The following is a 25,517-nucleotide window of genomic DNA, read 5'->3' as shown; positions in this document are numbered from 1 at the left end:
GGTAATCGGTAATCCATGATAGTGCAATCAGACCAGAAATGCTGTGCCTGAGGCAGGCTTCCCGACAGCTTTTTTTACCAGTAACCTGTGACGACGAGATGCTCAACCAACGGAGAGGAACATGGCTGCCAGGGAATTGATGATTGCCACACTGATGACCGCATTATTGAGCATCAGCACCGCTGCGACAGCCTCCACCGCCTCAGAGGAAAGCTACCGCAAGCGCTTCCCGGCGCAGTGGCTGGAACGTAACGGTGAGATCAGACTGGAAACAATCTGCTACAACTACCCCGATAGCAGCTATATGTATCGACTCTGCCGCGAGCAGGCCGCCCACACACTTCGAGCCCGCTGCAGTCGTTACCGTGCACTGACGGATACCTATAGCGGCGATACCCGATCACACTATCTGCACATGGCTCAGAAGTACTGCACCGCAAGCGAGCAGTATCAGTCTGAGGTCAATGGAAAAAAATAGACTGCTGTCACAGAATAATGATCACTCAGTGATCGCTTGTTTAACCTCCCTTCCGTATAATGTCGCGCTTTACACCATCACAGGGTACACACGCGTGATTGAAAACCTCCGAAATATTGCCATTATCGCCCACGTTGACCACGGCAAAACCACACTGGTCGACAAGCTGCTGCAGCAGTCAGGCACTCTGAACCGCCGCGATGAAAGCGCTGAGCGCATCATGGATTCCAATGACCAGGAGCGTGAGCGCGGTATCACCATTCTGGCCAAGAACACGGCCATTCGCTGGAACGACTACCGAATCAACATCGTTGATACCCCGGGACATGCGGACTTTGGCGGTGAGGTTGAACGTGTACTCTCCATGGTGGACTCGGTTCTGCTGCTGGTGGATGCGGTTGACGGCCCGATGCCGCAGACTCGCTTCGTAACTCAGAAAGCTTTTGCTCAGGGCCTGCACCCGATCGTGGTCATCAACAAGATCGACCGCCCGGGTGCGCGTCCGGACTGGGTTATGGACCAGGTATTTGACCTGTTCGACAATCTGGGTGCCACTGACGAACAGCTGGACTTCCCGATCGTCTACGCCTCTGCCCTGAACGGCATTGCCGGCAATGACCCCGAAGAAATGGCCGATGACATGACACCGCTGTTTGAAGCGATCGTCAAGCACGTGCACGCACCGCGTGTCGATGCCGACGGACCGTTCCAGATGCAGATTTCCGCGCTGGACTATAACAGCTATGTGGGCGTTATCGGTGTTGGCCGCGTGTCCCGCGGTCGAGTCAAGACCAACACTCAGGTGAAGGTGATCGACAGCCACGCCAAGGTGCGTAACGGCCGTGTTCTCAAGATCATGGGTTACCACGGTCTGGAGCGTATCGAAGTTGATACGGCTCAGGCGGGTGACATCATCTGTGTGACCGGTCTGGATGAGCTGAACATCTCCGATACCCTGTGCGACCCGGAAGTAGTCGAAGCACTGCCGGCACTGTCTGTTGATGAGCCCACCGTATCCATGACCTTCCAGGTCAACGATTCTCCGTTTGCAGGCCAGGAAGGCAAGTTCGTCACCAGCCGTAACATCAAGGAGCGTCTGGATCGTGAACTGATTCATAACGTGGCCCTGCGTGTTGAGCCCGGTGATACCCCGGAAAAATTCCGTGTATCCGGTCGTGGTGAATTGCATCTGTCGGTACTGATCGAATCCATGCGCCGCGAAGGCTTCGAACTGGGTGTATCACGCCCCGAAGTTATTCAGAAAGAAGTGAACGGCGAAATTCACGAGCCTTACGAAGTCGTGATGATCGACGTGGAAGAAGAGCACCAGGGTTCCATCATCGAAGAACTGGGCAAACGTCGCGCTGACATGACCAACATGGAAGTGGACGGCAAGGGTCGTGTACGCCTGACCTTCATGATGCCGTCCCGCGGCCTGATCGGCTTCCGCAGCCAGTTCATGACCATGACATCCGGTACCGGCATCATGACATCGGTCTTCGACCATTACGGCCCGGTCAAGGCCGGTGACGTGATCTCTCGTCACAACGGTGTACTGGTGTCCATGGTCACCGGCAAGGCACTGGGCTATGCCCTGTTCAACCTGCAGGAGCGCGGCCGCCTGTTCATAGACCCCAACGTTGAGGTCTATGAAGGCATGGTGCTGGGTATTCACAGCCGCAATAATGACCTGGTGATCAACCCCACCAAGGGCAAGCAGCTGACCAACGTACGCGCGTCCGGTACCGATGAAAACATCGTTTTGACCCCGCCGATCAAGTACTCACTGGAACAGGCTCTTGATTTCATCGAAGATGATGAGCTGGTCGAAGTGACCCCAGCAGCCATCCGCATCCGCAAGAAGCTGCTGAAAGAGAACGAGCGCAAGCGCAACAAGAAGTAATCGCTTGACTGCGTAACATATGGAAAGGCCGGCGGAGCAATCCCCGGCCTTTTTGTTTGTCTGGCCCCATCTGCAAATCGATGATGGGGTACCCACAAAGGAATACCCGTGAACAACAACGATATAATGCGGCGCCTGCGCTACACTTTTGATCTCAAGGATTCGGCCATGGTCGAGATCTTTGCAGCTGCCGACCACCCCGTTACCCAGGAGCAGATCGTCAACTGGTTGCGAAAAGAGGATGACTCCGCGTACTGCGCAGCGACGGATACCGAACTGGCCATTTTCCTTAACGGCCTGATCAATACCCGCCGTGGCCGTCGCGAAGGCGAACAGCCTCAACCGGAAAAACGCCTGAGCAACAACATGGTATTCATGAAGCTGAAAATTGCCCTGAACATGACCTCGGATGATGTGCTGGATACCCTGCGGAGCGTTGGATTCCCTCTGAGCAAGCACGAACTGAGTGCTTTTTTCCGCAAACCCGACAACAAGCACTACCGGGAATGCAAGGACCAGATTCTGCGCAACTTTCTGCTCGGTTTGCAGCGGCGGCTTCGCCCTGACAATGCAGGCGCCATTGATTCAGAGGCCCATTAAAACCTGTCCGGATCAACACTTCCGACCCGAGTACAGGCATCAGTTCACCTGACTGCAGTGGGCCGATATACTGGCCCTATTCGTTACCCACAGGAGAGTCTCATGCGCACCCTCTACCCCGAGATCGGCATCAATCACGAGTACTATATTGAGGTGGGCGACCGACATACCCTGTACGTGGAGGAATGCGGCAACCCCAACGGCATTCCGGTTCTGTTTGTACACGGTGGACCCGGCGGGGGCTGCGGACCAACTCACCGACGTTTCTTCAACCCCGAGCGCTATCGCATCATCCTGTTCGACCAGCGCGGCTGTGGTCGCTCAACGCCGCATGCAGAGCTCGAAGCCAATACCACTCAGGCACTGGTGGCGGACATGGAGCGGATCAGGGAATTCCTCAGCATTGAGCAATGGCTGCTGTTTGGTGGCAGCTGGGGCTCGACGCTGAGCCTGGTCTATGCCGAGACGCACCCTGAACGCGTCGCCGGCATGATTCTGCGCGGCATTTTTCTCTGCCGCGACCAGGATATACAGTGGTTCTACCAGCAGGGTGCCAGCGCCCTCTTCCCCGACTACTGGCAGGATTACTTGCAGCCCATTCCCGCTACAGAGCGAAACGACCTGCTCAGTGCCTACCATCAGCGCCTGACCGGAAACAACGACTTGGTACGGATGCAAGCAGCCAAGGCCTGGTCCGTGTGGGAGGGGCGCTGTTCAACACTGGACCCGAACCCGGATGTCGTTGAACACTTTGCCGATCCCCATTTTGCCCTTGCGATGGCACGGATCGAGGCGCACTACTTTATCCACAAGGCGTTTCTGGAGTCGGATCAGATCCTGAATGACGCCCACCGGCTTGCGGATATCCCGATCACCATCGTGCACGGCCGCTACGATGTGGTTTGCCCGCTAGAGCAGGCCTTTGCCCTGCAACAGGCGGCACCGCATGCGCATCTACATATCGTTCGAGATGCCGGCCACTCGGCCTTTGAACCCGGCATTATCGACAATCTGGTCCACGCTACCGACGAATTTGTCCAGCGCAGCGCCTGAGGAGCAATATTGTGAAGGGACTGATTCAACGTGTCAGCCATGCCTGCGTAAAAGTGGATAACGAGATTACCGGTGCCATTGATGGTGGCATTCTGCTATTGCTGGGAGTGGAACAGGGTGACAACGAAACAACAGCTGACAAGCTGCTGCAAAAGGTCCTGAACTACCGCATTTTTCCGGATGTCGATGGCAAAATGAATCGAAGCCTGACCGATGTAGGGGGCGGGCTGCTGGTGGTATCGCAGTTCACACTGGTTGCCGATACGCGCAAGGGGCTCAGGCCCGGCTTTTCCCGCGGTGCTACACCCGCTGAAGGTGAGCGACTGTATGACCTCTTTGTTCAGCGGGCGCGGGCCATGCATGGGTCAGTCGAAACCGGTCGCTTTGGTGCGGATATGAAAGTAGAGCTATTGAATGACGGGCCGGTCACCTTTCTGCTGGAGGTGCCGCCCGTCGACTGACAGCGGCATCAAGCGATGCAGCTGGGCTCAACCAAGTGGTGGGTCACCCGTGTTTCCAGTTTGATATTGTCATGCAGTGGGCAACGTTCACAGACCGCATCCAGAAACACCTGCTTCTCTTCATCGGTCATGTCGGCATCGATCTCGGCTGATACCTGGATCTGCTGGAAGCCAGTGCGGTCATCACTGGGTTTGCCCAGCAAACCGGCAGGGTTGTAGTCACCCTCAACACTGACTTTCATGCCACGCAGCTCAATCTTCTGCTGCATCGCCGCGATACGGCCGATAGTGCAGATACAACCACCGAGCGAGAACAAAAAATACTCCAGCGGGGTAGGTCCCTGGTTTTGTCCACGGGCAGCCTCCGGCTGGTCAATCACGACCTGATGGCCACGGATATCCGCGCGAACGGCAAAACCTTCCGTCATTTGGGCGTTAACACTGACTCGCTTGTCGGCGCTCATGCACGACTCCTCACACATTAGTTAAGAATAAACTAATATTATTAATTCCCGCCGGCAGATGCAAACGCTCCCTTCGGGCGAAGAAGAGAATGACTCAATACCAGACCCGGCCCTCAGAACAGGCCGCTAGGGTCAATCGGCGTTCCTTCTGTATCGCCGTCAGGGCGTGATTGCAGGCGATCCAGTGCCTCTTCTGCGTCACCCTTCTGAATGACAATCTCCACACGGCGGTTGCGAGCGCGAAGCTCCGCCGTGCTGTTGGGTGCCAGCGCACGGGTATCGGCATAGCCGGTAATATTGAAGCGGGACTGATCTATACGGCGGTCAGCAAAAAGTTCATGCGCCACCGCCAGCGCTCGTGCAGCTGAAAGATCCCAGTTGGACTCGAAGCGCCGCCCTGAATAGGGGATATTGTCAGTGTGCCCCTCAATGGCTACCTTGCCACTGATATCCAGCAGCAGGTCACGAATTTTGGCGATCACCGGGATATACTGAAACTTCAACTCGGCCGAGCCAGAATCAAATGATCCACGCTCCTTTACTCGGATGATGATGCGAGTGCCATCAGTTTCAACCTCAATACTGCCCTCACCGATTTCAGCCGCCAGCGCCTGAGCAACGGCGACCGCCTCCTGCTGAGCCTGCTCTTCCTGCTGTCGGCGCAGCTCTTCAAGCCCCTTCAATTCATCTTCGATTTGGGCCTCGCCCTCACGCGAGCGCACATCCAGGCTATTGAGGTCATTGTTGACCGTCATCTGACGCACTTCATTCAAGGGCGTCGGCTCAGGGCGACCTGGGCTGAACTCCTGCGCAATGATGGAGGTGCCCTTCGGGATATCTTCCACCTTGATCTGGTTCTGAACGCCAAACGCTTCACGCATCGAGCCGGCCAACTGCTTGAATTTGAGCACGTCCATTTCCGAGAAGGAGAGCAGCAGCACGAAGAAACACATCAGCAGCGACATCAGGTCGGCAAAGGTCGCCATCCACAAGGGTGACCCCGCCGGCGGACATTTACATTTCTTGTCTTCGCTGTCGTCACTCATGGCCGGCTCCCTCAGCTTTCAGCAACGGCACGCTTGCGCTCGGGCAGGTAGTTGCGCAGCATCTGATCGATTACACGCGGGTTCTGACCCGCCTGGATCGCCAGCAGGCCGTCGATGATCAGGGCCTGATTCAGCGCCTCCTCATCCTTGCGTACCTCCAGCTTGTCCGCTACCGGAATGGCAAACATGTTGGCGATCATCGCACCGTACAGTGTCGTCAACAGTGCAACCGCCATGGCCGGACCAATCGATTTGGGGTCGGACATGTTGGACAGCATCTGTACCAAGCCCACCAGGGTGCCGATCATGCCCATTGCCGGTGCCACATCGCCCATGGCTCGGAATATCTTGGAGCCAAAGTCATGTCGCTCGTATGTAAGGCCTGCCTCTTTCTTCAACAGCTGTTTGACTACCTCAGGGTCATGCCCGTCCACCAACAGCTGAATACCACGCTGCATGAACTCGGAGGAAACCTCTTTATCCTCAAGTGACAGCAGCCCTCCCTTGCGTGCAGCATCTGCCAGATCAACCGTTTCGGCAATGATGTCCTCAGGGTTAACCGACTTGAACATGAACGCTTTTGCCATGATTTTTCCGGCACCGAGAAACTGCCCGAGGGTGAATTTCATCAACACCACCAGCAGTGTTCCGCCGATAACAATCAGCATGGATGGTGGGTTAACAAAAATACCGATATCACCGCCCAGTACCATCGCGGCAACGATGATAGCAAAAGCCCCTAAGAGACCAACGAGGGTAGCCAGATCCACTGATCGCTCCTGAAAATATGTACCGATGCTAATAAAGGGCAAGAACGCTGACTTTGCCAGCAGCAGATCATACCAGAATTAAACATACGTTCACGCTTTGATCAGCTTTTTCCATAGCTCTGATTGACCCCTGTCGGCAGGTTGGTTAACGTGAACGCCTTAACCGATCAGATGAAATCCGCATGACCCGCAAAGCCGAGAAACCCGACTTCGAACACGCCCTGTCAGAGCTTGAAAGCCTCGTGGTACGTCTTGAGCAGGGAGACCTGCCCATTGAAGATGCCCTTGCTTCATTCGAGCAAGGGGTACGTCTCACGCGTGAATGTCAGACCATTCTGCAACAGGCCGAGCAGAAAGTGCAGCTGCTGACTGAGCAGGATGGCGAAATTCACGCCAACGACTTCCCCAACCGGGAAGAGTAGGCATGGACATTCAGCAGGTACTGGCTCAGTACCGCTCTCGCACTGAGCTGCAGCTTGAGCAACTTTTTCAGGAAACGGCCTCACTTGAGCCCCGACTGCCCGAAGCAATGCGTTACGGCCTGCTTAACGGCGGCAAACGCCTGCGACCGGCACTGGTCTACCTTAGCCACCAGCTGTGCAGTACCGACCAGCCTCCTCACGCCCTGACTGACCGGGCAGCGGTTGCCATTGAGTGCATCCACAGCTATTCGCTGATCCATGATGACCTGCCGGCGATGGATGACGACGACCTGCGTCGCGGCAAACCCACCTGTCATATTGTCTTTGATGAGGCGACAGCCATCCTGGCCGGTGATGCCCTGCAGTGTCTGGCGTTTGAGCAACTGAGCGAAATCATCGACCCAACACTGGCACTGCGTCAGCTGAAGATGATGCAGGTGCTGGCACGCGCCAGCGGTCGGCAGGGCATGGTAGCCGGGCAGGCGTTTGACCTTGGTCATGTAGGCCAGCCTCTGACACTGGAGCAGCTGCAGGCAATGCACACCTGCAAGACCGGAGCACTGATTACCTGTGCCGTAGAGCTGGGCGCACTTTCAGCCGGTGAGCCGGAAGGCGAACGTCTGGACCAACTGCGTCGCTTTGGCGATCTGGTCGGGCTGGCATTTCAGGTCCAGGACGACCTGCTCGACATTGAAGGTGATACAGCCACGCTGGGCAAACCCCAGGGGTCTGATCAGGCACAGAACAAACCCACCTATCCCGCTCTACTGGGCATGGAAGGTGCACGCTCAAAACTGAACCAACTGCACCAGGAAGCCGTAGCCATACTCACAGGCTTTGGCCCTGATGCCGAAGCGCTGATTGCCCTGACCGACTACATTGTTGCGCGTGACCATTGAGCATGTTCAATCGGATTCCTGACCAGCGACCCGATACCCCCTTGCTGGACCTCGTCCAGTCACCGACCGATCTGCGCCAGTTAAGTCGTACCGACCTGCCTGAACTAGCCCGGCAACTACGTGCCTTTTTGCTCTGGTCCGTGGGCCAGACCGGAGGACATTTCGGCGCAGGCCTGGGCGTGGTCGATCTGACCATTGCACTGCATTACCTGCTCAATACCCCTGATGACAGCCTTATCTGGGATGTGGGCCACCAGAGTTATCCACACAAGATTCTGACCGGTCGGCGCGACTCCATGGCCAGCATGCGTCAGAAAGGGGGTCTTTCCCCCTTTCCAAAACGCACCGAAAGCCCCTATGACAGTTTTGGTACAGGCCACTCCAGTACCTCGATCAGTGCCGCACTGGGCATGGCGCTGGGCTACCGGCTACAGGGTGAAAACCGCCGTACCGTAGCGGTGATCGGTGATGGTGCCATGACCGCAGGCATGGCGTTCGAAGCGTTGAATCATGCCGCCCACACCCGCGCCGACCTGCTTGTGATCCTCAACGACAACGACATGTCGATCTCACGTAACGAAGGCGGCCTGGCGAGCTACTTGGCACGCAATCTGAAACAGAAAATGGATGGCCCCGTCACCGCCGCTCTGTTCAAGGCACTCGAGTTCAATTATTCCGGCCCAGTGGACGGAAACGACTTCAGCCTGCTGCTGCCGGCACTGGAGCGGTCATTGCAATGCCCCGGCCCACAGTTGCTGCATGTCATCACCCGCAAGGGCAAAGGTTTCGCACCGGCCGAAGCGGACCCGGTTGGCTACCATGCTCTGACCAAAATCGAGCCGCTGGCCGCAGTCGACAACACTGCCAAACGGCCCAAGTACTGCAATGTATTCGGCCGCTGGCTCGCCGAGACTGCCGCTCGGGACTCACGCCTGATCGGGATTACACCAGCGATGCGCGAAGGCTCGGATCTGATCGAGTTCTCCGAGCGCTTTCCCGAGCGCTATTTTGACGTTGCCATCGCCGAGCAGCACGCCGCGACTCTGGCCGCGGGCTTCGCCTGCAGCGGCATGAAACCGGTGCTGGCGATCTATTCCACCTTTTTGCAGCGTGCCTGGGACCAAATCGTACATGATGTGGCGATTCAGGATCTCGACCTGCTGCTGGCGATCGATCGGGCAGGGCTGGTGGGTGAAGATGGCGCTACCCACGCCGGCAGCTTCGACATCGCGGCGTTGCGATGCCTGCCCGGTCTGCTGCTGATGACACCAGCCGATGAGACCGAGCTGGAAGCGATGCTGACACTGGGCTATCAGTACCCGGGGCCTGCCGCCGTTCGCTACCCCCGTGGCAGTGCTGCCCTGCCACAGACAGACGATGCAGCTACACTGGATATTGGCAAAAGCCGAGTACTGCGCAGAGGAAAACAGGTGGCACTGCTCAATTTTGGCCCGTTGCTGGACAGTGCGCGCCAGGTAGCCGACACGAATGGATATACATTGGTAGACATGCGCTTTGTGAAACCGCTGGACAGTTGCATGGTCGAGCAACTGGCAGATGAGCATGAACTGCTGGTCACGCTGGAAGATCATGCCATTCAAGGTGGGGCAGGCTCAGCGGTAGCCGAGTTCTGCACTCAGGCGGCCCTGGATACAGAACTGCTGCTGTTGGGAATACCGGATCGCTGGATAGGTCACGCCAGTCGCAGCGAGCAGCTGGCCGAGTGCGGCCTGGATACTGCCGGTATCGAAACCGCGATCCGGCAGCGCTTGCAGGGTTAGTTATTCATCCTTGAAGTGGTGTTCGGTCATCATGTGGCCGAGCTTACCCATCTTGGTTTGCAGATAGCTTTCGTTGTGGCGATTCTTACCCACCTGGAGCGGTACACGCTCTGACACGTTGACGCCGTATTTCTCCAGTGCTGACACCTTGCGCGGGTTATTGGTCATCAACTTCACGGCCTTGATGCCCAGATGCTCAAGCATCGGCTCACACATGCTGTAGTCACGCATGTCGGCGGCAAAACCCAGCTGCTCGTTGGCTTCCACTGTATCGGCACCGCCATCCTGCAGGTGATACGCCTTGATCTTGTTCAGCAAGCCAATTCCCCGGCCCTCCTGACGCAGATACAGTAGTACTCCCCTGCCCTCTTCCGCGATGCGCTTCAGTGCTTCCTGCAGCTGGAAACCACAATCACAGCGCAGGCTGAACAGCGCATCGCCGGTCAGACACTCGGAGTGAATACGGGCCAGTACCGGCTCGTCACCGGCCACTTCGCCGAACACCAGCGCGACGTGCTCTTTCCCGGTGGCGGGGTCTTCAAACCCCACCATGGTAAACACCCCCCAGGGGGTTGGCAGCCGCGAATCGGCTACATACTGAACTGACACCTTGGTTGTTTCCTCTGCAAATTCTTTTCAATTCAAGCTGTCGGCTCAAAACAGCCAGATCAGCCCGTGCAGTACTGCGGCGGCCATAACGCCCGCAAGCACATCATCCAGCATGATACCCAGCCCACCGTGCACCCGCTTGTCCACAGGACCAATGGGCCAGGGTTTGAGAATATCGAACAGGCGGAACAGGATAAAACCCGCCAGCGCCCAGACCCAGTCCACCGGTACCGCGATCATGGTGATCCAATAGCCGACAAACTCATCCCAGACAATGCCGCCGTGGTCATGAACACCCAGATCCCGGGATGTACGCCCACACAACCAGATCCCGATCACAAAGGCGAGCAATACCAGCAGCAGGTACATCGCCAGCGGTGTCTGTGACAGCAAATACCAAAGCGGTACCGCCGCCAGAGTTCCTGCCGTACCCGGCGCCTTCGGCGAGGCACCGCTGCCCAGACCAAAGGCCAGAAAATGGATCGGATTGCGCCACACCGAGGCGGGGGCTTTATTCATCTTCACTCCTGAAATGATCCCAACTGCCAGGCAAGTCACCCAGCACCGTTGTCCCCGCTTGCAGAACCTGAAGCCCGGTGTCGGCGGTTATTTCACCGACATCGGTCAGGCGAATGCCGAGCGCTTGCGCCGTGTCCAGACAGGACGACAGCTGTGCGGCAGGTACTGCCAAACACAACTCAAAGTCTTCGCCACCGGCCAGTGCCCAGTCTTGCGCCTGCTGGGGATAAAGCTGCTGCAGGGCGAATGAGACAGGTAACTGATCTACCTGCAGCCGCGCTCCCACTCCAGAGGCTTCGAGGATATGGCCCAGATCACCCAGCAGGCCATCCGAGATATCAATGGCCGCATGTACATGTTCACGCAGGCTCTGAGCCAGCTCAAGCCTCGGTTCCGGGCGGTAAAAGCGCTGCCTCAACTGTTCAACCGCTTCTGGCTCTGCACTCACGGGCAGCGGCTGCAGCAGCGTTTCCAGGCCGCCACGGCTGTCCCCAAGAGAGCCAGTCACCAGAATGCGATCTCCGGGAACTGCACCACTGCGAAGCCACGCCTGGCCATTGGGCACCAGCCCATGCACCTGAGCACTGAGAACGCAGACCGGGCCACGGGTGGTATCCCCTCCCACCAAGGCAATACCCAGCTCACTGCAACGCTGAGACAGTGCGCGCGAGAAGGCCAGCAGCCAGGTTTCATCCGCCTGCGGCAGGGTTACGGCCAGTGTAATCCAGGCGGGGGTCGCGGCCATGGCCGCCAGATCACTGACCGCAGCGCCCACAAGACGCTCGGCCAGCTGTGCGGGTGCGGTACCGGGCAAAAAGTGCACACCCTCCACCAGGGTATCGATCGACACCACCAACTGCTGGCCAGCAGGCACCTCCAGTACGGCGCAATCATCACCAATGCCGTTGATGACACCGGCACCGGTTCGCTCCTGCATGAAGCAGCGCCGGATCAGATCGAACTCACCCACGCGGATCTGTCATCGTTCAGTCGGCAGCACGCCGAGCACGAATTTCAGCCGCACGCACGCGCTGTGCCAGCTTGTCGAGAATGCCGTTGACATACTTGTGGCTTTCTGTGGCACCGAATATCTTGGCCAGATCAACACTTTCGTTGATCGCCACACGATAGGGCACCTGCAAACGGTGAATCAGTTCGTAGGCACCTATGCGAAGCACGCTCAGTTCAACCGGGTCCAGGTCGGTCAGCGGCCGGTCAAGGAAGGGACGGTAGGCTTCATCCAAATCCTTGCTGCCTGCCGTAACCCCGCGCAGCAGCTCAGAGAACAGCTGTACATCGGTGGTGCTCATGTCGTTATCGACCCGAAACTGCGCCTCGATCTCATTAGCGCTCTGACCTGCCACAGACCACTGGTACAGTGCCTGCAGCGCAAAGCTGCGGGCGCTGCGGCGCATTTCAGTCAGATTGGGCTTGCCTTTTTTACGCGGCGTGGACTCGCTCATGCTCAAACCTCAAGCTGACGCATCAGGCTGACCATTTCCAGCGCTGACAATGCGGCTTCCGCCCCCTTGTTACCGGCCTTGGTACCGGAACGCTCAATCGCCTGTTCAATGGAATTCACAGTCAGGATGCCATTGGCCACGGGGATATCGTAGTCCATGGACACCTGCGCCACGCCCTTGGAGCTTTCGGACGAAACATATTCAAAATGCGGTGTACCACCACGGATTACGGCGCCCAACGCGATAATGGCGTCATCCTGCTTCTGTTGTGCCACTCGCTTGACCGCCAACGGAATCTCGAATGCACCCGGCACACGGATGACACGAATATTCTCTTCAGACACGCCGTGGCGCACCAGCGCATCGATGGCGCCGTCCAACAGGCTTTCAACCACAAACGCGTTGAAGCGACCCACCACAATGGCATATTTGCCGTCGGCGCTCACGAAGTCGCCTTCAAATACTTGTACTGTCATAGACTTGTCCATCAATCCTCGTAGGGGATGTACTCTTCGATTTCCAGATCAAAACCGGAGATCGCGTTGAATTTCATTGGCGAGCTGAGCAGGCGCATTTTATGCACCCCCAGATCCCGCAGAATCTGTGAGCCGGTACCTACGGTCATGTAGGCACCAGATGCACTGACGTTCACTTTGGAACGGGTACGGTCAGCATTAAGCAGACTTTCGATCGCCTCACCCAGATCGACACGGGTGCCCTTATCGATCAACAGCACCACACCCTTGCCTTCGTTGGCCACTCGCTCCAGCGCACGGCGCATGGTCCATTTCACTTCCGGGCCGCGGCGTACGCCGACCACATCACGCAACACTTCAGTACGGACATGGACGCGCACCAGCGTGGGTTCGTTCGGGTCGATATCACCCTTCACCAGCGCCAGATGAGTGCAGTTCTGAATTTCGTCACGATAGCTGACATAACGAAACTCGCCAAACTCGGTCGGCAATACACCCTCGCCCACACGCTCAACTGTGTGCTCATTGCGGGTACGGTAGTGGATCAAATCCGCAATGGTGCCGATCTTGATGCCGTGTTTGGCAGCAAACTTTTCCAGATCAGGACGGCGTGCCATGCTGCCATCTTCATTGATGATCTCAACAATAACCGACGCCGGCGCAAACCCGGCCAAACGCGCCATGTCGCAACCAGCTTCCGTATGACCGGCCCGGCTAAGTACTCCGCCGGGTTGAGCCATCAACGGGAAAATATGCCCCGGCTGAACGATATCCTCCGGCTGAGCATCACTCTTCACAGCCGCGTGTACGGTGACCGCACGATCAGCTGCCGAGATACCGGTGGTAACGCCCTTGGCGGCTTCGATCGACAGGGTAAAATTGGTCGAGAAAGCGGCGCCGTTGTTTTGCACCATCAGCGGCAACTTGAGCTGCTCGCAGCGCTCACGGGTCAGTGTCAGGCAGACAAGACCGCGGGCATGGGTGATCATGAAATTGATGTCTTCGGGACGCACGCACTGGGCGGCAATCACCAGGTCTCCTTCATTTTCACGATCTTCGTCATCCATCAGGATAACCATCCTGCCCTGACGGATATCTTCGATCAGTTCTTCAGTTGTATTCAGCTGCATAGTTCTCTCCCGCCGCATCAGCGACGCATGAATCCGTGTTGGGCCAGCATCGCCAGTGTCAGTCCGCCTGCTGTCTCGTCCTCGGCCTGTGGAGCCGCGGCTCCGATCAGGCGTTCAAGATAGCGGGCAATGATATCCACCTCCAGGTGGACCCGACGACCGGCGCTGTAGCGGTCGATAATCGTTTCCTGTGCCGTATGCGGCACGATATTGAGCCAGAAGCAGTCGCCATCGAGGCTGTTGACGGTCAGACTAACCCCATCCACTGTGATCGAGCCCTTGGCTGCAACATAACGCTGAATGGATACCGGCATACGAATTTTCAGTTGCACCGAGCGGGCATCATCCGCCCGCTCGACCACGGTACCCACCGCATCCACATGACCGGTGACAATATGCCCGCCCAATCGGCTGTCCGGACGCAACGCCTTTTCCAAGTTGACCGCCTCACCTGGCTCCAGCTCCTCAAAGCGGGAATGAGCAAGGGTTTCCAGCGACACATCGGCAATAAAGCCATCGCCCGGCAGTTCCACGGCGGTCAGGCAGACGCCATTGGTAGCGATGCTGTCACCCAGTTTCACATCGGACAGATCAAGACCACCGGTGCGCACATATAGCCGCATGTCGCCACCGATCATGCGTTTGTCGGCAATTTCACCGATCGCTTCGATGATTCCGGTAAACATCAGTTAATTTCTCCGTCGCAGCTCAGGGTCAGACGCAGGTCTTCACCCAGCATACGACTGTCGGTCAGTTTAAGCCGTTGCTGCTGTGCCATGCGCTCCAATGGCAACTCCAGTAACGGACGCGCCGAACTGCCCAGCAGCGTAGTGGCCATATACAGTACCAGTTCGTCCACCAGGCCCGCCTGCAGCGCCGCACCGGCGAGGGTCGCACCACATTCCAGCAACAGCTCGTTGCACTGGTACTCTTCAGCCAACAGCACCAGCAGCGCACCCAGATCAACTCGCCCCTCGGTGCCTGGCAGGCTCAGTATACGCGCCCCAGACTGTATCAGAGCCGCGGCGCGAGGATGATCCTGCGACAGTGCGGTGGCAATCAAAATTTCGCCGGGCAGGCTCAGAAGTTTCGCCCCTGCCGGCAGACGCAGCTGGCTGTCCAGTACCACTCGCAACGGCTGACGGCTTGCCGCCTGCTCAGCCAGTTCGGGCGACAGCCCCAACTCGGGGGCACGCACAGTCAGTGAGGCGTTATCATGCAAGACGGTTTCAACGCCGGTGACAACGGCGGAGCTGCGTGCGCGCAGTCGCTGCACATCAGCACGAGCGGCTGCGCCTGTGATCCATTGTGACTCGCCGCTGCGCATGGCCGTACGTCCATCCAGACTAGCCGCCAGTTTCAATCGAACAAAGGGACGCCCCCGCTCCATCCGGCTAATGAAGCCGGGGTTGAGCCTGCGTGCCTCTGCCTCCAGCAGCCCCGAGGCCGTGGTGATCCCTGCGGCGGCAATACGCGCCAGCCCCTGCCCGGCCACCAGTGGATTGGGATCCTGCATGGCCGCGACAACCCGGGCCACACCTGCCTTGACCAGCGCATCCGCACAGGGTGGCGTACGGCCATGATGACTGCAGGGCTCCAGTGTGACATAGGCGGTAGCACCCACAGCCTGCTCACCGGCCATACGCAGGGCATGAACTTCGGCATGGGGTTCGCCTGCCTTAAGGTGAGCGCCTTCACCGACCACAACACCATCACGCACCAGCACACAGCCGACACGCGGGTTGGGGTCGGTGGTGTATAGCCCCTGCTCGGCCAGTTGCAGCGCATGCGCCATGTAACGGTGGTCGTCGCCGCTGAAATGATCAGTCATGCTCCGCTCCAGACAGGCGCTCGATCTCTTCACGGAATTCGTTGATATCCTGGAAGCTGCGATAGACCGAAGCAAAACGCACATAGGCGACTTGATCCAGCTTGCGCAATTCAGCCATAACCGCTTCACCCACCTCCCGCGAAGGTAACTCACGTTCACCCGTGGCACGGAGGCGTTGTTTGATGCGGGTGATGCAGGCTTCGATCTCTTCGATGCTGACCGGACGCTTTTCCAGTGCCCGCTGGATACCGGCGCGCAGTTTTTCTTCGTCAAAGGGCTGGCGCGAGCCATCGGTCTTGATGACACGAGGCATCAGCAGTTCGGCGGTCTCGTAGGTGGTAAAACGCTCATGGCAGCTGATGCATTCGCGCCGCCGTCGGATCTGCTGCCCCTCGGCCACCAGCCGGGAGTCGACAACTTTGGTTTCATGGGTGCCACAAAACGGACAGTGCATGGGTTGCCTCAGCGAAAGAGCGTTTCCCCGAAGGGTCAAGGAGGGGACAGGCCCCAAACAAAAAGGGCGGCCGCAGCCGCCCCTGCTATTCTACCGGCTTACTTGTAAACCGGGAAGCGGGCACAGATTTCCTGTACCTGGCCCTTCACGCGCGCAATGGTATCGTCGTTACTGATGTCGTCGAGGATATCGCAGATCCAGTTCGCCAGCTGCGCCACTTCTTCTTCCTTGAAGCCACGACGAGTCACAGCCGGAGTGCCGATACGCAGACCAGAGGTCACGAACGGAGAACGCGGATCGTTCGGCACGGAGTTCTTGTTCACGGTGATGTTGGCACGGCCCAGCGCCGCGTCTGCATCCTTACCGGTGATATCCTTGTTGATCAGGTCAACCAGGAACAGGTGATCTTCAGTACCGCCGGAGACGATATTGATGCCACGATCCAGGAACACCTTGGCCATGGCCTGAGCATTCTTGACGACCTGAGCCTGATAGGCTTTCCACTCGGGCTCCATTGCTTCCTTGAAGCATACAGCCTTGGCCGCGATGACGTGCATCAGCGGGCCGCCCTGAGATTCCGGGAATACCGCGAAGTTCAGCTTCTTCTGCAGCTCTTCATCAGCGTTGGAGGACAGGATCAGGCCGCCACGCGGGCCGCCCAGTGTCTTGTGGGTGGTGGTGGTAACAACATCTGCGAAGGGCAGCGGCGTCGGGTATACGCCGGCAGCCACGAGGCCTGCGATGTGGGCCATATCGACGAACAGGTAAGCGCCAACCTTGTCAGCGATCTCGCGGAAACGTGCCCAGTCCACGATCTGTGAGTAGGCAGAGAAGCCGGCCACGATCATCTTCGGCTTGTTCTCAACCGCCAGACGCTCGACCTCATCGTAATCGATGGAGCCGGTTTCCGGGTTCAGACCGTACTGAACGGCCTTGTAGATACGACCGGAGAAAGATACGGCAGCGCCGTGAGTCAGGTGACCACCGTGAGCCAGACTCATGCCCAGCACGGTATCGCCCGGCTGGCACAGCGCCATGTACACGGCAGCATTGGCCTGGGAGCCGGAGTGCGGCTGGACGTTGGCGTAGGTAGCGCCAAACAGTTCCTTGGCACGTTCGATCGCCAGCTCTTCAACCACGTCGACGTATTCGCAACCGCCGTAGTAACGCTTGTGGGGGTAGCCTTCAGCATACTTGTTGGTCAGGACCGAGCCCTGAGCTTCCATCACACGCGGGCTGGTGTAGTTCTCGGAAGCGATCAGTTCGATGTGCTCTTCCTGACGCGTCGCTTCGGACTGCATCGCAGCGAACAGATCCGGATCAAAACTGGCGATAGACATATCTTTGCTAAACATTGCTGTCCCCTGAAGTGGCAAAAGTAGCGGCAAAGTCGGCGCAGGTAGTGATGGACTGACCTGTAGCTGCCTCGAAAAAGATGCGCATTATAGTCTAAAAATCATACGGAAGGCACATGAAAAGGGGTCAGTCCATTGCGCAAATGATTCATCTTCGCAGGAGTAGACATGACTCATGCCTGTCAACGTCATCACCTGCGTAACAAAAGCATCCATTTCGACCACGAAGAGATACCCTGGAAGGCACGGGAGATGCATGGCCACTCACGCCTGTGCCAGACGCCATGAGCGTGGATCGCTATTCGCCACCTCACCAATCTACAATTTGCCTGAACGTTTCAACAGCAAATACTGCTCAACCAACGCCACATGCAACTGTTGCGGCGGCGCATCGACAGCAATGACACCCTGCCTCTGCAACCGCTGAATGACCTGCTCACGCTGCTCACGATACAGCGCCCGGGCACAGTAGTTAAGCGTCTCCTGACGCCCCGCTTGAGTCGACAGCTCCCTATCAAGGTAACTTTCGCGCAGGCAGGCCAACATCACCAGATGCCTGCGTGCCAGTAATTTGACTGCTAGCTGCAAATCATTGCTGTCATCATCCCTGAGATTGGTCACTATCACGACCAACGCTCGTTTTTGCTGCCGCTGCATCAGCGTCCCGGCAGCTTGAACAATGTCGCTGGCTTCGGTACTGCTGTGCACGTCATACAAACTGTTCAGCAGCGCATTGATGCCCTGGCGTCCCTTCACCGGCTTTACCCAGCGACAGCCGCCGGCAAAGCCAAGCACGCCGACAGAATCGCCAGCTCCCAGCGCAATATAGGACGTCAGCAGTAATGCATTCAGCGAATGGTCGAAGTGGCTTGCTTCACCATCCATCGCACGCATGCGCCGCCCGGTATCGAGCATAAACAGCACTTCCTGATCACGCTCGTCCTGATATTCCCGTGAAATCAGTCTCTGCTGACGCGCAGTCGCTTTCCAGTCGACCTGCCGAATTTCGTCACCACGCTGATATTCCCGCAACTGCTTGAACTCCTGACCGGAGCCGCGACGCTGGCTTAAATGTGCGCCCACATGGGCAATGCGCTGCTCGTAGTCAAGAAAGTTCAGGTTGGCCAGCGCCATAAAGTTGGGATATACCTTGACCCGTTGCTCTGCGGCAATCGAATAATGCCTACGCCAAAGTCCGAGCGGCGATTGCACCCGTACATCAATCGCACCAAAATGCGCTGTTCCCCGACGCACGGGGCGAGCGATGTACTCAACGATGCGACTTGCACCTGCCGGTAGTTCCAGCGCCGCCGGCAGCTGTTCTGTACTCAGTGCGTCCGGGTAATGGTCGGTACAATCCAGCCGAATTGCACGTCGACCGGGATTATCGAGTTTCAGTTTGACCGAGGCGGGAGCCCCAAGTGCCAGGTTGCCCGGCAACCTCCGCTGGGCCAGCACCTCGGGCAGGCCACACACCCAGAACGCATCTATCAGCGAGATGACACACCCTACTGACAGCAACCCCCACCAAAGACTCCGGAGCGGCGAAGTATCCAGCTCAGTAAAGACGCGCACTACCAACAGCAGCACAGCCAAGCCCAGCAGCCCCAGAAGAGACTTCAGCAGTATCCTGTCAGGGATCAGGCCGAGGAGTGCCCTGATCATGTCCGCGGCGCATCAACCGTTTGCAGCAGCTGCTGCAACACCCGGTCAGGGGTAAAACCTTCGATTTCACTCTCCGGTGCCAGCAGAATACGGTGTCGCATTACCGGTAGCGCGACCTGTTTGATATCATCCGGCAGGACGAAATCACGTCCGTTCATCAATGCCCAAGCCTTGGCCGCACTGACAAGACCAATACTGGCACGGGGACCCGCACCCTTCAGGATACTGCCAGCATTGCGGGTAGCTTGCACCAGGCTCACGGCATAGTTCAGCACCTGCTCATCGAGCGTCACACGCTCGGTTGCACGCTGCAGCTCCAGCACGTCTTCCGGGGCCAGGGTACCGGATAGGCGCTCACGGAGCGTCGCCATGTTCAGCTCTCCTCCAGTCACCTGACGTACCAACCGGGTTTCGTCCTCGAACGCGGGGTAGTCGATAAAGACCTTCATCAGAAAGCGGTCCAGCTCCGCTTCCGGCAGCGGATAGGTGCCCTCTTGCTCAATCGGGTTTTGGGTCGCCAATACCATAAAGGGAGGTGCCAACGCGTAGGCTGTGCCTTCTATGGTCACCTGATGCTCCTGCATCACTTCAAGTAGCGCGGCTTGAGTCTTGGCAGGCGAACGGTTGATTTCGTCCGCCAGCAGCAAATTGGTGAACACCGGTCCACGGCGTACGTGAAAGCGCCCTTCTTTCATGTCATAGATGGAGTGACCAGTCATGTCGGCGGGCATCAGGTCCGGGGTGAACTGGATCCGACGGAACTGCCCGTCAAAGCAGGTGGCAAGCGCTCTTACCAGTAGTGTTTTGCCCAGACCGGGCACCCCTTCGAGCAGCACATGACCACGACACAGCAATGCCACCAGCACCTGGTCAATCACATCATCCTGCCCAATCAGCATGGACTGGATATTGCGACGAAGGAAATCGACTTTCTCAGTCAGTTCGTTGGTAGCCTGTAAATCTTCCGTTTCCATGGTCATAGTCGGTTCCTGATTAGAAGTTGCACTGTATCGACCAGCTCAGTCGCGTTGTAGTGCTCCCGGGGCATCAGTGCCTGCGTGGCCTCTTCCGGTTGCAGTGTGGCCAGCCGTGTAATCGCTTCGCACTGCCGTTCTGGCGACAGCCGCTCAAACCCCAGCTGCAAACGGGCTGCTCGCTGCGTAATCTGACGCCGTAGTGGAGCCAGCAGGTAATCGACCTGCCCATACTGATAATGAAAGCGAGCGACCGCTTCTACATGCTCGCCCAAACTGCGTCGCTGTTGCAGACCCGGCCGCCTGATCGGACCAAAACGCCGCCCCAGGTGCAGTAACCAGCCCAGCAGGAGCGCACTCCCGGCTAACAGTGCTTCAGGCGCATACGTCCAAATCAGTTGTGACAAGGGAGGCCACTGGCTATAACGCTGAATGTGAACCCTTGCGCTGTTGCGGGTGAGCCAGCCCAGCAAGTGCGCATGATCGAACAGGCCGATGTCATAGTTGGACCAGATGCTGACATCCTTCAGCACAGTCACCTCTCCCTGACCTAAACTCAGCAGCAGCATATCCACCCCGTTCCCGGAACGAGAAACAGCCTCCACTGTCGGGTAAATACCCTCTCCCGGCTCAGCAAGGGTCGGCGACAACGACGTGCTACCGGCCTGATGGATCAGCATGTTCGGTGCCCCAAGTGGAGCAAAGCGGCTCAACTGCTCCTGCTGGATATCGGCCTCGCGCTGCCGGATATTGACTCGGACCCTCTCCCGAGCACTCACGTCTGCTGCTTCCGTTTCTGATGCTTGATTCGCACGGGTCTTGTCTTCAGAAAACTCATCTGGTGTCGGCTCGGATACAGTTGATGTTTCCTGGTCCGATACCGTGGCTTTGCTCCTATTCAACTGCTTGCCCTGAGCCTCGTCAGACTGCTTGCGTTCTAGCTGAATGCCCAGTGCCTCGGCTAATGGCTGCGCCTCTAGCGCTGAGGTGTAGGGCCAAATCAGATGACCACCGGAACGCACCCAAAGCAGCAGTTGATGCACCGCCTCAGGATCATTCGCCAGATACTCGGTATCGGTCAGCAGCAGTGTATCCTGCGCGGCCAAAGCTTCCGGGTTTACCGGGTAACGGCTGTGATCGACACCCAGTCCGCGCTGTTCCAGAAAGGCGCCGGCGGCATAATAGCGGTTGCGCTGCACCTCAGGACTTGGCCCGTTGTCGACAACCTCAGTATGTCTTTCCAGATTGGCGGCCACCAAGTAGCCGATCCAGACCAGCAGCAGAACAATCAGGACTCGGAGTATTGTCGCCCCCATCACTTCAGCACCTTCTGCAAAGACACCAGCAGTTGCTCGATCACGGCACGTGAAGGCAATTCATGTGCGTATGCCAGACGCAGCCACACCCGCGTCAGGCGGTCAAACACCCCATCCAGGACCAGTTCGGCATGCCGGCGAACGGCGGCCGCACATTCCAGCTCCGTATGCCAGGACTCAACTTCAACACCATGATGGTGAACCAACCGGTGTAGCGCATAGCGATACACAAGTGACAACGCCGCACGCATGTCGCCCTGATCCAGCGCCGCCGCGACCGCGGCATTGATATCCTGCGGCAGACTACCGGCATCGATGGACATGCCCATCAGCACTTTGGGAGCCTCGACGACCGTCTTTTCGGGGTCCGGCAACATATCAGGCGCACGCAGATAGCGCATCAACACCCGTGCCAGCAGGATCAGCAGCACTGCAATACCAGCCCAGACAACAGCTTCTGCCACCTGAAACAGGCCCGAACCATCCAGCGACATTGCATCCTGATTATCGAGCCAATCGATCAGCCAATCACTCAACCAGTCACTGGAAGCGTCTTCCGAGGCCTCACCCTCCTTCCAGCGCCACTGAGTAACTTCCTCCTCGACTACAAAGGGCGGTGACTCCAGCAGCGTCAGCACCTCTTCTTTGGACTGTTCAGGCATCATGCTCCCCGCCGACTCGGCAGCCAGGACACCCCCTGCAGGCAGGACCGTCAACGCGGTGATCAGCAGCAAACTTCCACACAGCAGCGAGGCTAAGGTAGCCGACGATGCCGCGCTCTGCTCACTGCGCTGGCGGGCTATCCGCCGGAACAATAGATCCAGATCCCAGGCTTCCAGTTCGATGCGGCGGTTGATATACAGACAAAAGCCCCCTGCAACATAAAACGGGGCGACAACAGACATGCAGAGCAAAGCAAAGGCATTGCTGGCATGCGCCAGCAGATTCCCATCGTCACCGAGAAACAGCCAGGTATCGATTTCGATCTGATCGCCCAGCAGCATCATGACCAGCACAGGACCGGCCATCATCAACAGGAATTCGACATGCGCCAGTACCACCGTCATCCAGGATGCCGCCGAACTACAGTTGGAGGACAGTATCCGCCAGCGACTTTTCCGCTGTGGCCCTTTTTGCTTTTCCAGCACGGTAATCGGTTGACTGAAAGCGCGCCAAGGATCAAAACGGCGCCACAGCAATACAGGCAGCGCGCCAAACACCAGGGTACCAAGCAACTGTCGTCGCGTCAGACCTCGAATTGAGTGCTCATTAAACACAAAACGGCTCAACAAGAGCAGCGGCCAGCGCTCCAGCAGCGGCTTCAGCCACCAGATAACCAGCATTACCACCCAGGGGTTTTGATTGAAGACCAGACTCAGCAACAGAAAGCACAGCCCGGCAGGCACCAGCCAAGCCAGCCACAATGGTAGAAACCAGCGGCGCGCCATCAACGCACCCAAATCCACGGCTTGCCAGGGAGTGCGCACCTTTGCCCGGATCTGTAGCTCAGACAGATTCACGGCGCCCCCCTAAGTTCGAGAAGAAGCAGAACCAGAGCACAAACAGCCAAAGCAAAGCGCCTGTCCCGAGTTTGACCGCCACCGGCAGGGTACTGCTGGACGACCAAAAGGCTTCCAGAAAAGCGGCTACAAAAAGCATAAACATCGCGCCGTACATCAATTTGACCGCTTCCGCCGCTGCCCGGCGCAAGGCGTCCAGTCGCCGCCAGCGACCCGGATGAATCAGGGCATGTCCGATCATCAGCCCGGCCGCACCACAAATGACGATTGCGGTCAGTTCAAAAGCTCCATGCCCGATCACGAAGGGATAAAAGGTAATGGCAAACCCGGCACGGGTCAGGTAACCGGCCACGGCTCCCAGATAAAGCCCGTTATGGAGCACGATCAATACAGTCCCCAGACCGAAAAACATGCCTCCGGCGAATGCCTGAAAGGCAATACCGATATTATGACTGATGTAGTAGCCAAACATGGCCAGATCGGTTTCTGCATCTCGCTCCGGCCCCAAGCGTTCGTTGGCCGGATCATACATGGACTCCAATTCGGCCGCCTGTTCGGTCGAAATCAGACTGTAGGTGAAAGTTTCACTCAGATAGGAGCCAGCGCCCATTACCAGCGCGGGCAGAATAAACAGCAACGCCGAGCAGAGCAGATAGCGACGATGCCGCCTTAAGGCGGCGACAAATTCGGCCAACGCCTGTCCCAGTCGCTGCATCGAGGCACCGGTATCACGTCGGTAGAGCAGATGATGCCCCAGCATCACCAGTCGGTTAAGACGGGCCACCAATCCTTCGGAATATTCTCTTTGACGCGCCAGTGACAGCTGGCCACAGAGTTGGCGATAGCGCTCCGGAAAGGCTGCGTCCGGCGTGCCGCCGCCGTTGAGACAGGACTCAACCTGAGTTTCAAACTGCTGCCACAGCCACTCATGCTGCTGCTCGAAGTCCTTTTCTTTCATCCTTCCATCCGCTTACTTGCGCCCCAGCAGCCAGGCTCCCATGCCTTTCAGGTGCTTGAGACTTGCACCCCCATGTTCACCGGTCAAGGGTGCCAGTAGTCCGGCCAGCTCTTCCTGTCGGGATTGACTGATCGACCCGCTTCTTACGGTCAGACTGATGATCCCTTGGCGCTCTTCCCTCGTCAGCGCCTGCTGCGGCATGATCGGCTTGATTGTATCGTCAATTTTGAAAGACGGCTGACTGTCAACGTACACAACCAGACTGCCGGCTGCCAGATCACCCAGTCGCTGGAAACGACCGGTCAGCGCCATGCTGACAAGCCCGGCGACATAGAACAGTGGCAGAAAGTCAGCGGCGCGCAACAAATTGCGAATCACGGAAGCACTCCAGCCAATGGGGGTGAAGTCTTCATTCACGACACGCAGCCCCATTGTTTTTTTACCTGGGGTTTGGCCACCTTTAAACACTTCAAAAAAGACCGGATAAAACCATTCCAGCAGGAAAGTGAAGATCAGAAACAGCCCAGTTCCCAGCCCGCCCAAAAATTCGGAAATAATCGCGAGCACAACATACACCAGCCCACGCCAGCCGAAATCTATCAAATACGCCAGAATACGGGGGACAGGCCCGGCCATCGTTTGGACAAAATCGATACCTTCGGGCGTTTCGACACTGCAGTGGTTATCAAGCAGCCTGGATGTCTGCATGCGATCTACCGCCGGCTTAGTTGCGCTGGTCGATATTCTGATTAATCTTGTAGTTCAGATACAGAACGTTCAAGAAGAAGGTCAGGATCGGGCCGCACCAGGTCGGCTTACCAGCGCTCTGAGTCACGCGGTTAAGACGGTTGCGGAATTTGAAAGCCCAAACGATGAACATGATGGAGCTGACCAGGCTCAGCACACTGCTGACCACGGCCAAAACACCGGCACCGTCGGTAACAAAGGAGACCACCAGCGACAGCGCCATGTTAGCGACATACAGCACGACCGCTGCACTAACAAACCCCTGCGAAATGCGGTCAGAGGAGACCTTGTTCAGCTGCTTGGTACGACTGTACAGCCAGTAGATACTGTAAATACCCATAGTAATGATCGACAGGCCAAATACAGCCCAAGTGCTGAAACGGGTAAATACGGACAGGTCGCCGGCGGCATGCTGGACTTCCAGTTCCGCTTCAGGTGCTACGTAGGGGTTGTCTACAACTTGGTTCATGATTCTTCCTTAAAAAAGTACAGTTGAGTCTCGCTGCATGAGGCCATCCAAGCTTGGCGCGAATCCTATCCCAGGCACTAGTGTTTGCCAATAGGGAAAAGTCCTCGGCATGGCATTCCCCCTGCGCCAAGAGTAGAATCTTGGCTGTTTTTTA

At 57.4% G+C, this 25,517-nt stretch carries 28 protein-coding genes; 8 read left to right on the top strand and 20 right to left on the bottom strand.

Features of this window, described 5'->3' with window-relative positions; genetic code table 11:
- The first annotated feature begins 121 nt into the window (after positions 1-121).
- The 5 genes from ACAM29_RS17640 to dtd all read left to right on the top strand — a co-directional run bounded on the left by ACAM29_RS17640 (position 122) and on the right by dtd (position 4,495).
- Complete coding sequence (locus ACAM29_RS17640; RefSeq protein ID WP_354406639.1) at positions 122-478, top strand: hypothetical protein; 357 nt, start codon at positions 122-124, stop codon at positions 476-478.
- A 94-nt stretch (positions 479-572) separates the two neighbouring features.
- Positions 573-2,381: a translational GTPase TypA gene (typA, locus tag ACAM29_RS17635; RefSeq protein WP_206836478.1), complete on the top strand. Its 1,809-nt coding sequence runs from the start codon at positions 573-575 to the stop codon at positions 2,379-2,381.
- Between the two features lie 108 nt (positions 2,382-2,489).
- The gene (locus tag ACAM29_RS17630) at positions 2,490-2,981 is read left to right on the top strand and encodes a DUF1456 family protein (RefSeq protein ID WP_091826831.1); all 492 of its coding nucleotides are present in this window, start codon (positions 2,490-2,492) and stop codon (positions 2,979-2,981) included.
- Positions 2,982-3,083: 102 nt separating this feature from the next.
- Positions 3,084-4,034 (top strand): prolyl aminopeptidase, encoded by a 951-nt coding sequence (gene pip / locus ACAM29_RS17625; RefSeq protein ID WP_369624916.1) that lies wholly within the window; start codon positions 3,084-3,086, stop codon positions 4,032-4,034.
- Positions 4,035-4,045: 11 nt separating this feature from the next.
- The gene (gene dtd / locus ACAM29_RS17620) at positions 4,046-4,495 is read left to right on the top strand and encodes a D-aminoacyl-tRNA deacylase (RefSeq protein ID WP_369624915.1); all 450 of its coding nucleotides are present in this window, start codon (positions 4,046-4,048) and stop codon (positions 4,493-4,495) included.
- An 8-nt stretch (positions 4,496-4,503) separates the two neighbouring features.
- Here the strand turns inward: dtd and ACAM29_RS17615 are convergent, their stop codons facing one another.
- From ACAM29_RS17615 to pomA, 3 genes are all read right to left on the bottom strand, one after another.
- Complete coding sequence (locus ACAM29_RS17615; RefSeq protein WP_206836492.1) at positions 4,504-4,959, bottom strand: OsmC family protein; 456 nt, start codon at positions 4,957-4,959, stop codon at positions 4,504-4,506.
- A gap of 113 nt (positions 4,960-5,072) precedes the next feature.
- Complete coding sequence (locus ACAM29_RS17610) at positions 5,073-6,005, bottom strand: flagellar motor protein MotB (protein ID WP_206836494.1); 933 nt, start codon at positions 6,003-6,005, stop codon at positions 5,073-5,075.
- An 11-nt stretch (positions 6,006-6,016) separates the two neighbouring features.
- Positions 6,017-6,775 carry a flagellar motor protein PomA gene (pomA, locus tag ACAM29_RS17605; protein WP_091826826.1) on the bottom strand — a complete coding sequence of 253 codons (759 nt, stop codon included), beginning with the start codon at positions 6,773-6,775 and terminating at the stop codon, positions 6,017-6,019.
- Between the two features lie 182 nt (positions 6,776-6,957).
- Here pomA and ACAM29_RS17600 point away from each other — a divergent pair, with 182 nt between their 5' ends.
- From ACAM29_RS17600 to dxs, 3 genes are read left to right on the top strand one after another with little or no spacing between them, the layout of a single operon-like run.
- Entirely contained in the window at positions 6,958-7,197 is a 240-nt protein-coding gene (locus tag ACAM29_RS17600) for an exodeoxyribonuclease VII small subunit (protein ID WP_091826825.1), read from the top strand.
- A 2-nt stretch (positions 7,198-7,199) separates the two neighbouring features.
- Positions 7,200-8,096 carry a polyprenyl synthetase family protein gene (locus tag ACAM29_RS17595; protein ID WP_369624914.1) on the top strand — a complete coding sequence of 299 codons (897 nt, stop codon included), beginning with the start codon at positions 7,200-7,202 and terminating at the stop codon, positions 8,094-8,096.
- A 2-nt stretch (positions 8,097-8,098) separates the two neighbouring features.
- Positions 8,099-9,877, top strand: coding sequence for a 1-deoxy-D-xylulose-5-phosphate synthase (gene dxs, locus ACAM29_RS17590; RefSeq protein ID WP_369624913.1), 1,779 nt, complete (start codon positions 8,099-8,101; stop codon positions 9,875-9,877).
- On the opposite strand, the gene ribA is transcribed toward dxs, so the two are convergent.
- The 17 genes from ribA to ACAM29_RS17505 form a co-directional block, all read right to left on the bottom strand.
- On the bottom strand, positions 9,878-10,486 hold the full coding sequence (gene ribA / locus ACAM29_RS17585; protein ID WP_091826822.1) for a GTP cyclohydrolase II: 609 nt from the start codon (positions 10,484-10,486) through the stop codon (positions 9,878-9,880).
- Between the two features lie 45 nt (positions 10,487-10,531).
- Positions 10,532-11,005 carry a phosphatidylglycerophosphatase A gene (locus ACAM29_RS17580; RefSeq protein WP_091826821.1) on the bottom strand — a complete coding sequence of 158 codons (474 nt, stop codon included), beginning with the start codon at positions 11,003-11,005 and terminating at the stop codon, positions 10,532-10,534.
- Positions 10,998-11,975 (bottom strand): thiamine-phosphate kinase, encoded by a 978-nt coding sequence (thiL, locus tag ACAM29_RS17575; RefSeq protein ID WP_369624912.1) that lies wholly within the window; start codon positions 11,973-11,975, stop codon positions 10,998-11,000. Before thiL ends, ACAM29_RS17580 begins: the two co-directional genes overlap by 8 nt.
- Before the next feature lie 16 nt (positions 11,976-11,991).
- Positions 11,992-12,468: a transcription antitermination factor NusB gene (gene nusB / locus ACAM29_RS17570; protein WP_091826819.1), complete on the bottom strand. Its 477-nt coding sequence runs from the start codon at positions 12,466-12,468 to the stop codon at positions 11,992-11,994.
- A 2-nt stretch (positions 12,469-12,470) separates the two neighbouring features.
- Complete coding sequence (gene ribE / locus ACAM29_RS17565) at positions 12,471-12,944, bottom strand: 6,7-dimethyl-8-ribityllumazine synthase (RefSeq protein ID WP_091826900.1); 474 nt, start codon at positions 12,942-12,944, stop codon at positions 12,471-12,473.
- A gap of 11 nt (positions 12,945-12,955) precedes the next feature.
- Positions 12,956-14,074, bottom strand: coding sequence for a bifunctional 3,4-dihydroxy-2-butanone-4-phosphate synthase/GTP cyclohydrolase II (gene ribBA, locus ACAM29_RS17560; RefSeq protein ID WP_091826818.1), 1,119 nt, complete (start codon positions 14,072-14,074; stop codon positions 12,956-12,958).
- 17 nt (positions 14,075-14,091) lie between these two features.
- Positions 14,092-14,760: a riboflavin synthase gene (locus ACAM29_RS17555; protein WP_354406587.1), complete on the bottom strand. Its 669-nt coding sequence runs from the start codon at positions 14,758-14,760 to the stop codon at positions 14,092-14,094.
- Positions 14,760-15,905 (bottom strand): bifunctional diaminohydroxyphosphoribosylaminopyrimidine deaminase/5-amino-6-(5-phosphoribosylamino)uracil reductase RibD, encoded by a 1,146-nt coding sequence (gene ribD, locus ACAM29_RS17550; RefSeq protein ID WP_369624911.1) that lies wholly within the window; start codon positions 15,903-15,905, stop codon positions 14,760-14,762. The genes ACAM29_RS17555 and ribD overlap by 1 nt, the downstream gene beginning before the upstream one ends.
- Positions 15,898-16,359 (bottom strand): transcriptional regulator NrdR, encoded by a 462-nt coding sequence (nrdR, locus tag ACAM29_RS17545; RefSeq protein ID WP_091826815.1) that lies wholly within the window; start codon positions 16,357-16,359, stop codon positions 15,898-15,900. Before nrdR ends, ribD begins: the two co-directional genes overlap by 8 nt.
- Positions 16,360-16,457: 98 nt before the next feature.
- The gene (gene glyA, locus ACAM29_RS17540; RefSeq protein ID WP_091826814.1) at positions 16,458-17,714 is read right to left on the bottom strand and encodes a serine hydroxymethyltransferase; all 1,257 of its coding nucleotides are present in this window, start codon (positions 17,712-17,714) and stop codon (positions 16,458-16,460) included.
- Positions 17,715-18,032: 318 nt separating this feature from the next.
- Positions 18,033-19,379, bottom strand: a complete 1,347-nt coding sequence (locus tag ACAM29_RS17535; protein WP_369624910.1) for a DUF58 domain-containing protein — start codon at positions 19,377-19,379, stop codon at positions 18,033-18,035.
- Positions 19,376-20,359, bottom strand: coding sequence for a MoxR family ATPase (locus ACAM29_RS17530; protein WP_091826812.1), 984 nt, complete (start codon positions 20,357-20,359; stop codon positions 19,376-19,378). The genes ACAM29_RS17535 and ACAM29_RS17530 overlap by 4 nt, the downstream gene beginning before the upstream one ends.
- Positions 20,356-21,669 (bottom strand): DUF4350 domain-containing protein, encoded by a 1,314-nt coding sequence (locus tag ACAM29_RS17525; RefSeq protein ID WP_369624909.1) that lies wholly within the window; start codon positions 21,667-21,669, stop codon positions 20,356-20,358. Before ACAM29_RS17525 ends, ACAM29_RS17530 begins: the two co-directional genes overlap by 4 nt.
- Positions 21,669-23,189 (bottom strand): DUF4129 domain-containing protein, encoded by a 1,521-nt coding sequence (locus ACAM29_RS17520; protein WP_369624908.1) that lies wholly within the window; start codon positions 23,187-23,189, stop codon positions 21,669-21,671. The genes ACAM29_RS17525 and ACAM29_RS17520 overlap by 1 nt, the downstream gene beginning before the upstream one ends.
- Entirely contained in the window at positions 23,176-24,147 is a 972-nt protein-coding gene (locus ACAM29_RS17515) for a stage II sporulation protein M (RefSeq protein WP_091826809.1), read from the bottom strand. The genes ACAM29_RS17520 and ACAM29_RS17515 overlap by 14 nt, the downstream gene beginning before the upstream one ends.
- A gap of 12 nt (positions 24,148-24,159) precedes the next feature.
- Positions 24,160-24,855: an RDD family protein gene (locus ACAM29_RS17510; RefSeq protein ID WP_369624907.1), complete on the bottom strand. Its 696-nt coding sequence runs from the start codon at positions 24,853-24,855 to the stop codon at positions 24,160-24,162.
- Between the two features lie 16 nt (positions 24,856-24,871).
- Entirely contained in the window at positions 24,872-25,363 is a 492-nt protein-coding gene (locus tag ACAM29_RS17505; protein WP_369624906.1) for a DUF4234 domain-containing protein, read from the bottom strand.
- Between the last annotated feature and the right edge of the window lie 154 nt (positions 25,364-25,517).

Source organism: Marinobacterium sp. BA1 (genome assembly GCF_041155135.1).
GTDB lineage: Bacteria > Pseudomonadota > Gammaproteobacteria > Pseudomonadales > Balneatricaceae > Marinobacterium > Marinobacterium iners.
The sequence above is the reverse complement of the archived record's forward strand: the minus strand, read 5'-3'. Positions and strand labels throughout refer to the sequence as shown.

Bases quoted from the DNA above. Each gene is read 5' to 3' on its own strand.
- ACAM29_RS17640 (WP_354406639.1), top strand. From the start codon at position 122: ATGGCTGCCAGGGAATTGATGATTGCCACACTGATGACCGCATTATTG.
- pip (WP_369624916.1), top strand. From the start codon at position 3,084: ATGCGCACCCTCTACCCCGAGATCGGCATCAATCACGAGTACTATATT.
- ACAM29_RS17615 (WP_206836492.1), bottom strand. From the start codon at position 4,959: ATGAGCGCCGACAAGCGAGTCAGTGTTAACGCCCAAATGACGGAAGGT.
- ACAM29_RS17610 (WP_206836494.1), bottom strand. From the start codon at position 6,005: ATGAGTGACGACAGCGAAGACAAGAAATGTAAATGTCCGCCGGCGGGG.
- ACAM29_RS17600 (WP_091826825.1), top strand. From the start codon at position 6,958: ATGACCCGCAAAGCCGAGAAACCCGACTTCGAACACGCCCTGTCAGAG.
- ACAM29_RS17595 (WP_369624914.1), top strand. From the start codon at position 7,200: ATGGACATTCAGCAGGTACTGGCTCAGTACCGCTCTCGCACTGAGCTG.
- dxs (WP_369624913.1), top strand. From the start codon at position 8,099: ATGTTCAATCGGATTCCTGACCAGCGACCCGATACCCCCTTGCTGGAC.
- ACAM29_RS17580 (WP_091826821.1), bottom strand. From the start codon at position 11,005: ATGAATAAAGCCCCCGCCTCGGTGTGGCGCAATCCGATCCATTTTCTG.
- nusB (WP_091826819.1), bottom strand. From the start codon at position 12,468: ATGAGCGAGTCCACGCCGCGTAAAAAAGGCAAGCCCAATCTGACTGAA.
- ribE (WP_091826900.1), bottom strand. From the start codon at position 12,944: ATGACAGTACAAGTATTTGAAGGCGACTTCGTGAGCGCCGACGGCAAA.
- ribBA (WP_091826818.1), bottom strand. From the start codon at position 14,074: ATGCAGCTGAATACAACTGAAGAACTGATCGAAGATATCCGTCAGGGC.
- ACAM29_RS17555 (WP_354406587.1), bottom strand. From the start codon at position 14,760: ATGTTTACCGGAATCATCGAAGCGATCGGTGAAATTGCCGACAAACGC.
- ribD (WP_369624911.1), bottom strand. From the start codon at position 15,905: ATGACTGATCATTTCAGCGGCGACGACCACCGTTACATGGCGCATGCG.
- nrdR (WP_091826815.1), bottom strand. From the start codon at position 16,359: ATGCACTGTCCGTTTTGTGGCACCCATGAAACCAAAGTTGTCGACTCC.
- glyA (WP_091826814.1), bottom strand. From the start codon at position 17,714: ATGTTTAGCAAAGATATGTCTATCGCCAGTTTTGATCCGGATCTGTTC.
- ACAM29_RS17535 (WP_369624910.1), bottom strand. From the start codon at position 19,379: ATGATCAGGGCACTCCTCGGCCTGATCCCTGACAGGATACTGCTGAAG.
- ACAM29_RS17530 (WP_091826812.1), bottom strand. From the start codon at position 20,359: ATGACCATGGAAACGGAAGATTTACAGGCTACCAACGAACTGACTGAG.
- ACAM29_RS17525 (WP_369624909.1), bottom strand. From the start codon at position 21,669: ATGGGGGCGACAATACTCCGAGTCCTGATTGTTCTGCTGCTGGTCTGG.
- ACAM29_RS17515 (WP_091826809.1), bottom strand. From the start codon at position 24,147: ATGAAAGAAAAGGACTTCGAGCAGCAGCATGAGTGGCTGTGGCAGCAG.
- ACAM29_RS17510 (WP_369624907.1), bottom strand. From the start codon at position 24,855: ATGCAGACATCCAGGCTGCTTGATAACCACTGCAGTGTCGAAACGCCC.
- ACAM29_RS17505 (WP_369624906.1), bottom strand. From the start codon at position 25,363: ATGAACCAAGTTGTAGACAACCCCTACGTAGCACCTGAAGCGGAACTG.